Raw genomic sequence first — 14,181 nt, 5'->3', positions numbered from 1 at the left:
CAAGTCTTAGGGGGAGAATGTATGTCAGACACAATCGCAGAAATTATTACACTTACGATTATGGCATTTGCGTTAGCGATGGATGCCTTTTCCGTTGGCCTTGGGATGGGTATGTTCAAGCTTCGTCTAAGACAAATTTTTAAAATTGGCCTCACGATTGGTCTATTCCATGTTTGGATGCCTTTGCTCGGCATTATTACAGGGAAGCTGTTGTCAGAAAGATTCGGTGAAATTGCTACATATATTGGTGGCGGTTTGCTGTTAGTACTTGGGGTGCAGATGATTTGGACAGGGGTCAAAAAAGAAAAAAACAGTCTTATTACTCCTGTGGGAATGGGATTGTTTCTCTTCGGTTTTACCGTTAGTCTTGATAGTTTTTCGGCAAGTTTAACACTCGGCATTTATGGAGCAAAAACATTACTTGTATTATCTTGCTTCGGGATAACTGCAACCATTCTAACATGGCTCGGTTTATTAATCGGTCGAAAAGTACAAGGCTGGCTTGGTACATACAGTGAAGCTCTTGGAGGTAGCATCCTCCTTATTTTTGGATTAAAATTATTAATAGGATAAAATGAAGAGTTAAAAGTCTATTAATCTACGATAATAATTGTCCGCGAGTGGTATGATCACTCGTGGATTTTTTTTATCTACTCGGCAAGTTTACGATTATTAACGATGAAAGCTGCTATCAAGTTATCTCAAAATTTATTGCAATAGAAAAATGAAAGTGTACACTGAAAGGATAGGTTGGACATCTAGTTTTTCTAAGGGTGAATAATTCACTATTTTTCTTAAGATAAGATTGTTGCATCTAGTAATTTTGTCATATAATGAGGGAAAGGAGGCACAGCTATGACTCATGTTTTATTTGTATGTACGGGAAATACATGTCGGAGCCCGATGGCTGAAGCCATATTGAGAAGTAAAGAAATACCCGGTATTGAAGTGAAGTCAGCGGGTGTTTACGCATTAGATGGTAATGATGCGTCAGAAAATACAAAAAGAGTCCTAAAAGAGCAAGGGTTGTTACAAAATCATCAGGCGACATTATTAAATGAAAGCTTAGTCGATTGGACGAGCTATATTTTAACAATGACAAAAAGCCACAAAGACATTATTATCGGCACGTTCCCAAATGCTGTTGGAAAAACGTTTACGATGAAAGAGTTTGCAGGGGTAATTGGCAATAGTGATATTACTGATCCTTTTGGGGGGCCGATTGAGGTTTACAGAAATACCTTTAATGAAATGAACGAAACGATTTTGAAAATGATACATCGCTTACAAAGTGAAAAGAAAAACTAGGGGGAGAATGATGGAGGAAAAAAGAAGGTATAAATTCGGTTTAAGGAAAAAGCTTGTCCTTTTTATTTCAGTATTGGCAATCATAACTTACTCAACAAGTGCTTTTTTTATTTATTTTCTATATTCATTCATAAAAGACATTATTCCGATAAAAGAAGTTCCGTTTACAATTATCACCTTAAGTTTAGGGATTATTTGGTCAGGAATATTAGCGTTTTTTGCTGCCGGATTTATTATAAAACCACTTCAGAAGCTTGAAAATATGGCCTTAAAGGCGGCACAAGGCAATATTAAAGATGACGTTGAATTAGCGAAAACAGATGACGAAATTCGTTCATTAGGAGTAGCGTTCAACGAAATGCTTTCCAACTTAAGAGGTATGGTTCATCAAATTGATGATAATTTCCGTGAGACAAATGACAAAGTAATTGCTATTTCAAAGGAATCTACTTTTGCAGCAGAGCAAGCAGAAGCAATATCTAGAACGATAAATGAGATTTCAATTGGAGCTGACAATTCAGCCATATCCATCCAATCGACTGCTGAATCTATTGAAGATGTTATTCAAATTGCAAATGAAGTTCAACAAAAAGCGAAGGCTTCAGAATTAGTGTCGAGAGAGATGGTTCAAGATTTACATGATTCTAAGGAAATTATTCATTCACTCGTTACGGGAATTGAAAGACTCGCAAGCGATAATCAAAAATCATTGCAAACGGTTAAACAATTAGAAGAAAACGCTGCCAAAGTTGAACAAATTATTCAGCTTGTAGGCGATATTGCAGCACAGACAAATTTGTTAGCGTTAAATGCTTCGATAGAAGCTGCTCGAGCAGGGGAGCATGGAAAAGGCTTTGCGGTTGTTGCAGAAGAAGTAAGGAAGCTTGCAGATGAAAGCGCTAACGCTGTTCAAGGCATCTCAGAATTGATTGCCAATATTCAGGAAGAAGTCCGAAATGTAGTCACACAAATTACAAAGCAAGTCGAGACAGCCAATCATGAAGCTAAAAAGGGCACAGAAACAAATGAAGTTATTGAGGAAATGACGAAAACAGTCAATGAAATGGCTCTTTCTGTTGCGACCATTACAGAATTAGTCAACCGCCAGATGAAGAGCATCCAAGCTACATCATCTCAATCAGAGGAAGTTGCTGCGATTGCGGAGGAAACATCTGCTGGTGCACAAGAAGTGGCAACATCAACCGAACAGCAAACAAAAGTGATGGAAAATGTAGAAAACTTAGCATCTGAACTAAAGGAACAAGCGGAAAAACTAAAAAATACAATTACGAGATTCCAATTGTAATTTAGATATGTGGAAGCAGGAAAAGCGCTGCAGCGGAAATCAACAGCCATGTTTAACAAAGCTAAAGAGCTAAACTTTTGAAAAAGAAGCCTTCGATTTTTCGAAGGTTTCTTTCAATAGGAGAGGAAATTTCTCCTTCTAAACATGCTATAATGATGTTGAGCTTTTTTCTAATATTTTTAAATTAATATGCCACAATAACAGCATAAGCCATACGAATTTAATGATCGGATAGGAGGATTTTTTAATGAAGGTAGCAATTGCATCTGACCATGGTGGAGTAAATATTCGTGAAGAAATTAAACAATTAATGACAGATATGGGCATTGAGTTTGAGGATTTTGGCTGTGAATGCGAGACATCTGTTGATTATCCTGATTATGCATTGCCGGTTGCGGAAAAAGTGGCGAACGGTGAATTTGATAAAGGTATTCTTATTTGTGGAACAGGCATCGGCATGAGTATCGCGGCCAATAAAGTAAAGGGTATTCGCTGTGCACTCGTTCATGACCTTTTCAGTGCGAAGGCTACTCGTGAGCATAATGATAGTAATATAATTGCAATGGGTGAACGTGTAATTGGGCCTGGTCTTGCACGCGAAATTGCAAAGGTCTGGTTGACAACGGAATACGAAGGCGGACGCCACGAAAATCGAGTTAAAAAAATTAAAGATTACGAAAATAAATAAAAGCGCAAGCCAATATGAAAATAAAACTTGAAGCTTCTGAAAGAGGTGGGTTTTATGAAAAATTCAATAGAAACTTGGAAAAATGAGCTTAGCTCGATTATGAATGAGTTCAATGAAGCAGTAGCATTGACAAATAAACATATTCTTGTAGTTGGCTGCAGTACAAGCGAAGTGAGTGGACAGAAAATCGGTACCGCGGGAACGGAAGAAGTTGCTGAAATGATTTTTAGCGAATTAAAGAAGCTTCAAGATAAAACAGGTACAGCACTTGCCTTTCAATGCTGTGAGCATTTGAATCGAGCGCTCGTTATTGAACGAAAAACACTAGAGGAAAAGGAGCTTTCGGAAGTAAGTGTGATCCCTGTTAGAAATGCTGGCGGTGCGATGGCGACCTATGCTTTCAATCATTTTGGAGATCCTGTTGTAGTTGAACATATTAAAGCTGACGCTGGAATTGATATTGGTGACACATTCATTGGTATGCATTTAAAGCATGTGGCCGTTCCGATTAGAACGACTCGGAAATCTGTCGGAGAGGCACATGTCACTCTAGCAACGACTCGTCCAAAGCTAATTGGTGGTGCGAGAGCAGTGTATGAACGAACGTTTGTGAATGAATCATGCTGAAGTAAACGAGGGCTATAAGTGTGAGTATTAATCTGTTATGGAAGATAAAACTTCTAAAAAAACTTCATTAATACAATAAAACAGCCTTAGTAAATTTGATCTTATATCTTTTTTTTAGCAAAACATGATAATATGTAATAGAATTTTCAAAAAAGAGTTACAAATCTATTGGAAATAGTTTAGTTGAAAAAGGGAGGATTACTTTAATGAAGCATTTAGCACAACAGGATGAACTAGTTTTCAAATCCATTCAAGATGAATTAAATCGTCAAAGAACAAAAATTGAATTAATTGCTTCTGAAAACTTTGTTAGTGAAGCGGTTATGGAAGCACAAGGCTCTGTATTAACAAATAAATATGCTGAAGGCTACCCTGGCAGACGCTATTATGGCGGCTGTGAGCATGTTGATGTTGTTGAAAATTTAGCTCGCGATCGGGCAAAAGAAATTTTTGGGGCTGAGCATGTAAATGTACAGCCACATTCAGGTGCTCAAGCGAACATGGCGGTTTACTTTACAATTCTTGAGCCAGGCGATACTGTGCTAGGGATGAATCTTTCTCATGGTGGCCACTTAACACATGGAAGCCCAGTAAACTTCAGTGGGGTTTTATATAATTTTGTCGATTATGGTGTCGATGAAAAAACTCAGCTGCTTGATTATGATGATGTTCTTGAAAAAGCTCGTGAGCACAAACCAAAGCTAATCGTTGCTGGTGCAAGTGCATATCCTCGCGCCATTGACTTTAAACGTTTCCGTGAAATTGCTGATGAAGTCGGTGCCTACTTATTAGTTGACATGGCTCATATTGCTGGTCTTGTTGCTGCGGGTCTACACCAAAACCCAGTTCCTTACTCTCACTTTGTTACGACAACAACACATAAAACGCTTCGTGGCCCTCGTGGCGGAATGATTCTTTGTAAAGAAGAGTTTGCGAAGCAAATTGATAAATCGATCTTCCCTGGAGTTCAAGGTGGTCCATTGATGCACGTTATTGCTGCAAAAGCGGTTGCCCTTGGTGAAGTGCTTCAAGATTCTTTTAAAGAATACGCACAAAATGTCATTTCAAATGCCAATCACTTAGCTGAATCCTTGAAAAAAGAAGGGATTAACCTTGTTTCTGGAGGGACAGAAAACCATCTTCTTCTTGTTGATGTACGCTCTCTAGGCTTAACAGGTAAAATTGCTGAAAAAGTATTGGATGAAGTTGGCATTACAGTGAACAAAAATACAATTCCATTTGATCCAGAAAGCCCATTCGTAACAAGCGGAGTTCGAATTGGAACAGCTGCTGTTACTTCCCGTGGCTTTGGCAAAGAAGAAATGGAAGAAATTGCTTCGATTATTTCATTTACTCTTAAAAATCATGAAGATGAAGAAAAGCTTGCAGAAGCAAGTGATCGTGTTGAAGCTTTAACAAAGAAATTCACTCTTTATCCTGAAAATTAAGATATAAGGGCTGTTTCCTAGTGTGAATTTTGACTAGGAGACGCCTTTTTTTTGCCTCATAGGAGCGTTTACTTAGAATCACGTGTTAAAGACATTTACTGAGTGATTTAAAAGTTTCTATGACAATTTAGATTCGTTGTTGCCCTGATAAAACTTTTTCTGTAAAATTAGACGAAGTGCAAGAAGAAAAAATGTGGAAGCTTGAACAGTAGCATGATTGTGAATAATAAAGAGAAGCGTGATTGTTACACATATTTTTCTATTGAAAAGGAGAGGTTTTTATGGCAAAGGTATATGTTTTTGACCATCCACTTATTCAGCATAAACTTACATACATTCGTGATAAGGAAACGGGAACGAAGGATTTTCGTGAGCTTGTCGATGAAGTAGCCACTTTAATGGCATTTGAAATAACAAGAGATATGACGTTGGAAGATGTAGAAATCGAAACACCGGTTAGTCTTACGAAATCTAAAGTATTATCTGGTAAAAAAATCGGCATCATCCCGATCCTGCGTGCAGGTATTGGCATGGTCGATGGAATTTTGAAATTAATTCCTGCGGCAAAGGTTGGCCACATCGGTTTATATCGTGATCCGGAAACATTGAAGCCAGTAGAATATTATGTTAAATTCCCAAGCGATATAGAAGAAAGAGATTTCATCGTCATTGATCCGATGCTAGCAACAGGTGGATCTGCGGTAGAAGCAATTAACTCCTTGAAAAAACGTGGGGGTAAGCATATTAAATTCATGTGTTTAGTAGCTGCTCCAGAAGGTGTTGAAGCATTGCAGAAGGCTCACCCAGATGTTGATATTTATATTGCGGCTTTAGATGAAAAATTAAATGATCACGGTTATATTGTCCCTGGTTTAGGTGATGCCGGAGACCGTTTATTTGGTACGAAATAGCAATAATTATACAAAAAAAGCTAGTCAATCGTTGACTAGCTTTTTTTGTATAATTCCCTTCTAGTAAGAAAAACCTATAAAAACGGCTCTGTTAAGTTGGTTGTTGCTTTTCCCTCTAACCGAGCTAAAAAAGGGGGTATTTTATGAAAAAAATTATTTCAACCGTTGTCCTCATTTTTTTGTCCACTTCATTTGTTGAAGCAAGTACGCTTATTCATCCTCCTATTCCGTTAGAATCTCCAACAACAGAAAAGGTTGCGATTGTTATATTAGAGGAAGAAAAAAGTGAGCAGGACATTCATCAATTGCTTCGTAAAATACCTAGTTTACAGTTAAGACAAATTTACAAATACGCATTAAATGGTTTTTCAGTAAAAGGAAAGGCAAAGGATATTGAGGAACTTAAGAAACTAGTTAGTCATTCGATCGTATCACCTGTTAATACGTATCATGTACATGCGGAAGAAAGCATCAAAATGATTGGCGGGCAAGAAGTGAGAGGGTATTTTGACCATAAAAATGAACGATTAACAGGTAAGGGAGTGACAGTGGGTGTCATTGATACGGGCATTGATTACAACCATCCGGATTTAAGAAAAAATTATGGTGGTGGATTTGACTTTGTAGACGAGGACCGAGACCCGATGGAAACGAAGCCTGAGCAAGGCACAAGCACCCTTCATGGCACACATGTAGCTGGAATTATTGGAGCGAATGGAAAGGTTCAAGGGGTTGCGCCTGATGCTACGATCATTGCTTATCGGGCACTAGGACCTGGTGGCAGCGGGACGACTGAGCAGGTTATTGCGGCTATCGAGCAAGCTATAAAGGATAAGGTAGATATTTTAAATTTATCGCTTGGCAACAATGTGAATGGCCCAGATTTGCCGATTAGTATGGCTTTAAATAAGGCTGTAGAGCAAGGGATAACAGCTGTTACTTCGTCTGGAAACTCAGGCCCGAATAATTGGACAGTTGGATCGCCTGGAACTGCTTCGAAGGCAATATCAGTTGGGGCTTCGACCCCTAAGCTACAAATTCCTTTTCTTGAAGTAGATGGCAGTAGGCTCCGACTTGAACTGCTCCAAGGCTCTGTTGATTGGGATTTAACTAAATCACATGAAGTAATATTTGCTGGTATTGGTAGTAAACAAGAATTAAAGAATGCCTCAGGGAAAATCGTTTTAATCGAAAGAGGAGATCTTTCTTTTACTGAGAAAGGAAGGAATGCCTTCGAAGCAGGTGCAGCAGGGGCTATTATTTATAATAATACGAAGGGGACATTTTTCGGAAATTTGGATGCGAATGTGACGATTCCTGTAACATCTTTATCAAAAGCAGATGGGGAAAAGCTGAAGAAAAAAATTGCAAGTGAAAAGGTATTTGCGCGGACATTTTTAATAGAAGAAAAGGATATTATTGCTGATTTTAGCTCAAGAGGTCCAGTCACATCGACATGGGAGATTAAACCAGATGTCGTTGCTCCAGGAGTAGCGATCAATAGCACGGTTCCTGGCGGCTATTTATCTTTGCAAGGAACGAGTATGGCTGCTCCCCATGTTGCAGGAGCATGTGCGCTTCTTAAACAGGCACATCCTGATTGGGGTCCAGAACAAATAAAAGCTGCATTAATGAATACAGCAAAGCCGCTCGTGAATCGTAAAGGTGAATTGTATCGCACATATGAACAAGGAGCCGGTAGAATTCAGATGGAAAAGGCAATAAAGACGAGCACACTTGTTATGCCATCATCCCTTCAATTCGGTAAATTTCAGCTTGCTGACCGCATGCATGAGCATAGTGGGTTTATTACAGTTGAAAATATAAGTAATCAGTCTCAAAAGTATTCCTTTTCTCTACCTTCTGCAGAAAAGGGGATTAGCTGGCACCTTCCTTTATCCTTCTATTTAGAACAAGGTGAAAAGAAAAGAATTGAAATAAAGTTATCAGTTGATCCTACTCTGTTTACGAAGAAAGTGTACGATGGGACACTTGATCTTCATACTGGCTCTGAAGAAATTAAGCTACCATATTTATATGTACTTGAGGAACCTGATTATCCGAGAGTGATGGGCTTTAGTTTTGGTAAGGGAGATACTCACGAAACATATCGGTATGAAGTATATCTTCCAGGTGGAGCAGAAGAGTTTGGGATTGCCATGTTTGACATAGATAGCCTTCGATTTATTGGTTTTTTAGATTGGAGAAGAAATATAGGCAAAGGCCAAATACTTGAGGAGATTAAAAAGGAAAAGCTTCCACTCCCTGGGTTATATAAAATAAAAGTATTTGCGAAAAAAGCTGGAAAGGAAGACTCACTTGAGTCTTATTTGCATATTTCACAAAATGGTCAAATTGACTTGACGACAACGCTAAAGGAAAATGAAATAAAAACTAAAATGTGAATACTTTGTGAACAGCATAAAATGGCCTTTTTGATCGTGTATTTTTTCACTGCAAACACATTGACATTGACAAGTGCCTATTGTATGCTTACAAAGGATGTAAATGATAGGGTTTTCAATAATTTTTGCAGTCATCATTGCCACGTCTGCACGTTGCTAATATTAGTTAATAGCGCTCCAAAACCTTCTATCATTCTCTTTCTAAAATTTCTTTATAGGAGACTAATCAAAAATGCCGGAATTTAAAATAATGTATATTCGACAACGCAAGTACATATTTTTGTTGTTGTCTTTTTATGTTCTCGGCTGGGGCTTTACGTCTTACCAATCTATTTTTTTAGGGTTAATATTAGGAACAGTTATGAGTCTTTATAACTTATGGTTAATGCAAAGAAAGATAGGGCAATTTGGGGAAGCTGTTAATAAGGGGAGAAAGGTACGTTCTCTAGGAACTGCTTCTAGGATGGCAACAGCAATATTGGCTATTATAATTGCTATGAAATTTCCAGAACATTTTCATCTCATCAGTGTAGTTATTGGATTAATGACAACTTTTATCGTCATTATGATAGATTTTTTTCTTCAGACATTATTACGTAGATAGTAGGAAGAGAGGTGAAAAATATGCAACACGAAGCTCCTTTACGTGAGTTTATGGGCTTAACCTTTAACTTGGGGAATATTTTGATGATAACGATTGCAAGTATGATTGTGTTCATCATTGCTGTTCTTTCTACTCGTCGTCTTGCTTTGAAGCCAACGGGTATGCAAAACTTTTTTGAATGGGTAATGGACTTTGTTAAAAATATTATTAATAGTGCTATGGATTGGAAAGATGGTGGTAGGTTTCACATACTTGGTTTAACTTTAATCATGTATATCTTTGTTTCCAATATGCTTGGTCTTCCATTTTCAATAACATATAAGCATGAATTGTGGTGGAAATCGCCAACTGCTGATCCAGCAATAACCTTGACATTATCAGTCATGGTTGTAGCATTAACTCATTTTTATGGTATTAAAGCAAAAGGGGCAGGCGCTTATGGGCGTGAATTCTTGAAGCCATTTTGGATCATGTCGCCTATTAAGATCATTGAGGAATTTGCAAATGCTCTAACATTAGGCTTGCGTCTTTATGGAAATATTTATGCGGGGGAGATACTTCTCTCATTATTAGTTGTAAACCTTGCTGGAAGTGGATGGATAGGTAAAATTTCAGCAATTCTTCCTACGATGGCATGGCAAGGATTCTCTATCTTTATCGGTTCAATTCAAGCATTTATCTTCTGTATGTTATCTATGGTTTATATGGCGCATAAAGTGAGCCGAGACCATTAATATATAAATGTTCATTAATTGAACAAATCACAAATTAAAAAATTTATTATACAATTCAAGGAGGAAATTAAGAATGGGTATGGGTGTATTAGCAGCAGCAATTGCAGTTGGTTTAGCGGCACTAGGAGCTGGTATCGGTAACGGTCTTATCATTTCAAAAACAGTTGAAGGTATGGCTCGTCAGCCGGAAGCTCGCGGTATGCTTCAAACAACGATGTTTATTGGTGTAGGTTTAGTTGAGGTATTACCAATTATCGCGGTAGTTATTGCATTCATGGTAGTTGGACAGTAATTCCTTGATAAACAATCTTAAAATGGCGAAGATAATTCCTTGAGAACCTTCGCCATTCATTTATGTGCTATAAAATAAAATTGTTTAGTTTACTATATAAATACTTTGTTTTTCCTTAAAGTGAATGACTTTTGAAGGGAGTGAATCGTGGATGTTATCGAACAGTTTAGTTTTAGGTGTATCACTAAGTGATTTTAACGGTGGAGATATGATATACCAGCTTGTAGCTTTTATCATATTATTACTTCTTCTAAAAAAGTTTGCTTGGGGTCCATTAATGGGCGTTATGAAGCAGCGCGAAGAACATATTGCGAATGAAATTGATGCGGCAGAGCAAAGTCGTATTGAAGCGAAAAACCTTTTAGAGGAACAAAGAAATCTATTAAAAGAAGCTCGCAATGAAGCACAAACATTAATTGAAAATGCTAGAAAACATGGCGATGTGCAGCGTGAAGAAATTATCGTTGCTGCGCGTACTGAATCAGAACGCATTAAAGAATCTGCTAAGCTTGAAATTGAGCAGCAAAAGGAAAAAGCGGTTGCAGCGATTCGCGAACAAGTTGCTTCTCTATCAGTTTTAATTGCATCGAAGGTTATTGAGAAGGAATTAAGTGCGGAAGATCAAGAAAAGCTTATTAACGAATATATTCAAGAGGTAGGAGAAGGCCGATGACAGGCTCTACAGTTGCAAAGCGCTATGCGTTGGCTCTTTTCCAGCTTGCAAATGAACACCAGCTTCTTAACGAAATGGAAGAAGAGCTTCGTGTAGTAAAAGAAGTAGTGAATCAGAATACAGAATTAAATGCTGTACTTAAATCTCCAAGGCTTTCAATTGCAAAGAAAAAAGAGATTTTAAAGGACACATTTGGAGCAGTAAATACGTATGTACTAAACACATTATTGATATTAGTAGAACGTCACCGTGAGAATGAAATTTCCGATGTGGCTGATCAATTTATTCACTTGGCAAATGATGAAAGAGGTATTGCTGAAGCTAAGGTTTATTCAATCCGTCCATTAACAGATGTGGAGCGGGAAGCTTTATCTGGAACATTTGCCGCTAAAGTTGGAAAAAGCTCACTTCGTATTGATAATATTGTTGATTCTAGTTTGCTCGGTGGCATTAAGCTCCGTATCGGAAACCGGATTTTCGATGGTAGCTTGCGGGGTAAGCTAGAACGTTTAGAACGTCAGTTATTAGGATAAGATTTCGCGGATAGGGGTGAAACTCATGAGCATCAAAGCTGAAGAAATTAGTGCGCTGATAAAAAAGCAAATTGAAAACTATCAGTCGGAAATTCAAGTGAGTGATGTAGGTACGGTTATCCAAATTGGTGACGGTATCGCTCGTGCTCATGGCCTCGACAATGTCATGGCTGGAGAACTTGTTGAATTTTCAAACGGCGTTATGGGTATGGCGCAAAACCTGGAAGAAAATAACGTCGGTATCATTATTTTAGGACCATATACAGAAATTCGTGAAGGCGATGAAGTACGCCGTACAGGACGCATCATGGAGGTTCCGGTTGGAGAAGAGTTAATCGGACGTGTCGTGAATTCACTTGGACAGCCTGTAGATGGCATGGGTCCAATTAGCACAACAAAAACTCGTCCAATTGAAGCAGTAGCTCCTGGAGTTATGGATCGTAAATCTGTACATGAGCCGCTTCAAACAGGAATTAAAGCGATTGACGCATTAGTGCCAATCGGACGTGGACAACGTGAATTAATTATCGGTGACCGTCAAACTGGTAAAACATCAGTAGCTATCGATACAATCTTGAACCAAAGAGATCAAGATATGATTTGTATTTATGTTGCAATCGGACAGAAAGAATCAACTGTTCGTAATGCAGTCGAAATGCTACGTAGAAATGGTGCATTAGATTACACAATCGTTGTAACCGCTTCTGCATCACAGCCTGCTCCACTATTATTCCTAGCTCCTTATGCTGGAGTAACAATGGCTGAAGAATTCATGTACAATGGCAAGCATGTTCTTGTTGTTTATGATGATTTAACAAAGCAAGCGGCAGCGTACCGTGAATTATCATTACTATTACGCCGTCCTCCAGGTCGTGAAGCATATCCAGGGGATGTCTTCTACTTGCACAGCCGTCTATTAGAGCGTGCTGCTAAGTTGAGCGACGCAAAAGGCGCAGGTTCAATTACTGCATTACCATTTATTGAAACACAAGCTGGTGACGTTTCTGCGTATATTCCAACGAACGTTATCTCTATCACAGATGGACAAATTTTCCTACAGTCTGACCTATTCTTCTCCGGTGTACGTCCGGCGATTAATGCGGGTCTTTCTGTATCACGTGTTGGTGGATCTGCTCAAATTAAGGCGATGAAAAAGGTTGCAGGTACATTACGTCTAGACCTTGCTTCATACCGTGAGCTTGAGTCATTTGCACAATTTAGTTCAGACCTTGATAAAGCAACAGAAGCAAAGCTGAACCGTGGTGCTCGTACTGTAGAGGTTCTAAAACAGGATCTTAACAAACCGTTAAAGGTTGAGAAGCAAGTTGCTATTCTATATGCATTAACTCGTGGTTTCTTAGATGATATTCCTGTTCAGGATGTTCGTCGCTTCGAAGCTGAGTTCCATACTTGGTTAGACCATAACCGCAAAGAGTTGTTAGATCATATCGCCACTACGAAAGAGCTTCCTGCTGATGACGATATGGCTGCTGCGATTAACGACTTTAAGAAAACTTTCGCAGTATCCGATAAGTAAAATTAAGTTTTGCATTTTCGGGCCTAACAATAAGAAAAGCGGCAGTGCTACGCACTCCGCTTGATATTCTTTGATAAAGGGTGGTGAGAACCTGTGGCATCATTACGCGATATAAAATCCCGGATTAATTCAACGAAGAAAACGGGACAAATAACGAAAGCAATGCAAATGGTATCGGCTTCAAAAATGAACCGTGCAGAAGCAAATGCGAGAGCATTTGTTCCTTATATGGATAAAATTCAAGAAGTAACGGCTTCGATTGCACTTGGTAGTTCGGATGTATCTCATCCAATGTTAACGCATCGCCCAGTGAAAAGGACTGGTTACTTAGTGATTACTTCTGACCGTGGACTTGCAGGTGCGTTTAATAGTAACGTTATTAGACAAGTGCACCAATCGATCCAAAAACGCCATAAATCAAGTGATGAATACGTAATCATTGCGATTGGTCGAATGGGAGCTGACTTTTTCAAGAAACGCGGAATGAACGTTATTCTTGATATTGTCGGTGTACCTGACCAGCCAGAATTTGCTGATATTAACGATATCACAAGTAAAGTGGTTGGCTTGTTCGCAGACGAAACATTTGATGAATTATATATGTACTACAATCACTATGTCAGCGTCATTCAACAAGATGTAACAGAGAAGAAGGTGCTTCCACTTACGGATATTGCAACATCTACGAAGCTTACGTCTTATGAATTTGAACCGTCTGCTGAAGAAATCTTGAAAGTATTGTTGCCTCAGTATGCTGAAAGCTTAATTTACGGTGCACTATTAGACAGTAAGGCAAGTGAGCATTCTGCAAGGATGACTGCCATGAAGAGTGCAACGGATAATGCTAACGAGCTTATTAGTGCTCTTAGCCTAAGCTTTAACCGTGCTAGACAAGCGGCAATTACGCAAGAAATTACCGAAATCGTAGGCGGCGCAGCCGCTTTAGAATAATGTTCTTTTTAATAAAAATGAAATTTTTGGAGTTAGTATTGTCCAGCTTCAGCGCCTACCACGACGAAAAGTAAGCTTTCTTTGAGGATATCGCAATTTTGTCGACCTCTAGGATCATGCCAATCCATCAAGAAGGTAAAGAACGACTTTCTCGCTGGCTTGTC

15 protein-coding genes are annotated in these 14,181 nt (G+C 38.7%); all 15 read left to right on the top strand.

What is annotated here, in order from left to right; translation table 11 throughout:
• Window positions 1-21: 21 nt before the first annotated feature.
• Window positions 22-573 carry a manganese efflux pump MntP gene (locus KDN24_RS24845; RefSeq protein WP_409973161.1) on the top strand — a complete coding sequence of 184 codons (552 nt, stop codon included), beginning with the start codon at window positions 22-24 and terminating at the stop codon, window positions 571-573.
• A 282-nt stretch (window positions 574-855) separates the two neighbouring features.
• Window positions 856-1,308, top strand: coding sequence for a low molecular weight protein arginine phosphatase (locus KDN24_RS24840; protein ID WP_409973162.1), 453 nt, complete (start codon window positions 856-858; stop codon window positions 1,306-1,308).
• 10 nt (window positions 1,309-1,318) lie between these two features.
• A complete protein-coding gene (locus tag KDN24_RS24835; protein ID WP_409973163.1) occupies window positions 1,319-2,614 on the top strand; it encodes a methyl-accepting chemotaxis protein in 1,296 nt (431 codons plus the stop codon).
• 247 nt (window positions 2,615-2,861) lie between these two features.
• On the top strand, window positions 2,862-3,302 hold the full coding sequence (rpiB, locus tag KDN24_RS24830) for a ribose 5-phosphate isomerase B (protein WP_409973164.1): 441 nt from the start codon (window positions 2,862-2,864) through the stop codon (window positions 3,300-3,302).
• A 54-nt stretch (window positions 3,303-3,356) separates the two neighbouring features.
• A complete protein-coding gene (locus KDN24_RS24825) occupies window positions 3,357-3,929 on the top strand; it encodes a TIGR01440 family protein (RefSeq protein ID WP_409973165.1) in 573 nt (190 codons plus the stop codon).
• A 206-nt stretch (window positions 3,930-4,135) separates the two neighbouring features.
• Window positions 4,136-5,377 carry a serine hydroxymethyltransferase gene (gene glyA, locus KDN24_RS24820; RefSeq protein WP_491348218.1) on the top strand — a complete coding sequence of 414 codons (1,242 nt, stop codon included), beginning with the start codon at window positions 4,136-4,138 and terminating at the stop codon, window positions 5,375-5,377.
• Between the two features lie 281 nt (window positions 5,378-5,658).
• Window positions 5,659-6,288: a uracil phosphoribosyltransferase gene (gene upp / locus KDN24_RS24815; RefSeq protein ID WP_491348217.1), complete on the top strand. Its 630-nt coding sequence runs from the start codon at window positions 5,659-5,661 to the stop codon at window positions 6,286-6,288.
• A gap of 143 nt (window positions 6,289-6,431) precedes the next feature.
• Window positions 6,432-8,693 (top strand): S8 family serine peptidase, encoded by a 2,262-nt coding sequence (locus KDN24_RS24810; protein ID WP_409973168.1) that lies wholly within the window; start codon window positions 6,432-6,434, stop codon window positions 8,691-8,693.
• A gap of 232 nt (window positions 8,694-8,925) precedes the next feature.
• Complete coding sequence (locus KDN24_RS24805; protein WP_409973169.1) at window positions 8,926-9,297, top strand: ATP synthase subunit I; 372 nt, start codon at window positions 8,926-8,928, stop codon at window positions 9,295-9,297.
• Between the two features lie 20 nt (window positions 9,298-9,317).
• Window positions 9,318-10,031 carry a F0F1 ATP synthase subunit A gene (gene atpB / locus KDN24_RS24800; RefSeq protein WP_409973170.1) on the top strand — a complete coding sequence of 238 codons (714 nt, stop codon included), beginning with the start codon at window positions 9,318-9,320 and terminating at the stop codon, window positions 10,029-10,031.
• A gap of 79 nt (window positions 10,032-10,110) precedes the next feature.
• Window positions 10,111-10,323 carry a F0F1 ATP synthase subunit C gene (atpE, locus tag KDN24_RS24795; RefSeq protein WP_057773197.1) on the top strand — a complete coding sequence of 71 codons (213 nt, stop codon included), beginning with the start codon at window positions 10,111-10,113 and terminating at the stop codon, window positions 10,321-10,323.
• A 151-nt stretch (window positions 10,324-10,474) separates the two neighbouring features.
• Entirely contained in the window at window positions 10,475-10,996 is a 522-nt protein-coding gene (locus KDN24_RS24790) for a F0F1 ATP synthase subunit B (RefSeq protein WP_409973171.1), read from the top strand.
• Window positions 10,993-11,529, top strand: a complete 537-nt coding sequence (locus tag KDN24_RS24785) for a F0F1 ATP synthase subunit delta (RefSeq protein ID WP_409973172.1) — start codon at window positions 10,993-10,995, stop codon at window positions 11,527-11,529. Before KDN24_RS24790 ends, KDN24_RS24785 begins: the two co-directional genes overlap by 4 nt.
• Window positions 11,530-11,554: 25 nt before the next feature.
• A complete protein-coding gene (gene atpA, locus KDN24_RS24780; RefSeq protein WP_409973173.1) occupies window positions 11,555-13,066 on the top strand; it encodes a F0F1 ATP synthase subunit alpha in 1,512 nt (503 codons plus the stop codon).
• A 93-nt stretch (window positions 13,067-13,159) separates the two neighbouring features.
• Window positions 13,160-14,017 carry a F0F1 ATP synthase subunit gamma gene (locus tag KDN24_RS24775; protein ID WP_409973174.1) on the top strand — a complete coding sequence of 286 codons (858 nt, stop codon included), beginning with the start codon at window positions 13,160-13,162 and terminating at the stop codon, window positions 14,015-14,017.
• The last annotated feature ends 164 nt before the right edge of the window (window positions 14,018-14,181 follow it).

The sequence above is a fragment of the Cytobacillus sp. Bva_UNVM-123 genome, from assembly GCF_046351715.2.
Taxonomy (GTDB): domain Bacteria; phylum Bacillota; class Bacilli; order Bacillales; family Cytobacillaceae; genus Cytobacillus.
The sequence above is the reverse complement of the archived record's forward strand: the minus strand, read 5'-3'. Positions and strand labels throughout refer to the sequence as shown.

Bases quoted from the DNA above. Each gene is read 5' to 3' on its own strand.
- KDN24_RS24845 (WP_409973161.1), top strand. From the start codon at position 22: ATGTCAGACACAATCGCAGAAATTATTACACTTACGATTATGGCATTT.
- KDN24_RS24840 (WP_409973162.1), top strand. From the start codon at position 856: ATGACTCATGTTTTATTTGTATGTACGGGAAATACATGTCGGAGCCCG.
- KDN24_RS24835 (WP_409973163.1), top strand. From the start codon at position 1,319: ATGGAGGAAAAAAGAAGGTATAAATTCGGTTTAAGGAAAAAGCTTGTC.
- rpiB (WP_409973164.1), top strand. From the start codon at position 2,862: ATGAAGGTAGCAATTGCATCTGACCATGGTGGAGTAAATATTCGTGAA.
- KDN24_RS24825 (WP_409973165.1), top strand. From the start codon at position 3,357: ATGAAAAATTCAATAGAAACTTGGAAAAATGAGCTTAGCTCGATTATG.
- glyA (WP_491348218.1), top strand. From the start codon at position 4,136: ATGAAGCATTTAGCACAACAGGATGAACTAGTTTTCAAATCCATTCAA.
- upp (WP_491348217.1), top strand. From the start codon at position 5,659: ATGGCAAAGGTATATGTTTTTGACCATCCACTTATTCAGCATAAACTT.
- KDN24_RS24810 (WP_409973168.1), top strand. From the start codon at position 6,432: ATGAAAAAAATTATTTCAACCGTTGTCCTCATTTTTTTGTCCACTTCA.
- KDN24_RS24805 (WP_409973169.1), top strand. From the start codon at position 8,926: ATGCCGGAATTTAAAATAATGTATATTCGACAACGCAAGTACATATTT.
- atpB (WP_409973170.1), top strand. From the start codon at position 9,318: ATGCAACACGAAGCTCCTTTACGTGAGTTTATGGGCTTAACCTTTAAC.
- atpE (WP_057773197.1), top strand. From the start codon at position 10,111: ATGGGTGTATTAGCAGCAGCAATTGCAGTTGGTTTAGCGGCACTAGGA.
- KDN24_RS24790 (WP_409973171.1), top strand. From the start codon at position 10,475: ATGTTATCGAACAGTTTAGTTTTAGGTGTATCACTAAGTGATTTTAAC.
- KDN24_RS24785 (WP_409973172.1), top strand. From the start codon at position 10,993: ATGACAGGCTCTACAGTTGCAAAGCGCTATGCGTTGGCTCTTTTCCAG.
- atpA (WP_409973173.1), top strand. From the start codon at position 11,555: ATGAGCATCAAAGCTGAAGAAATTAGTGCGCTGATAAAAAAGCAAATT.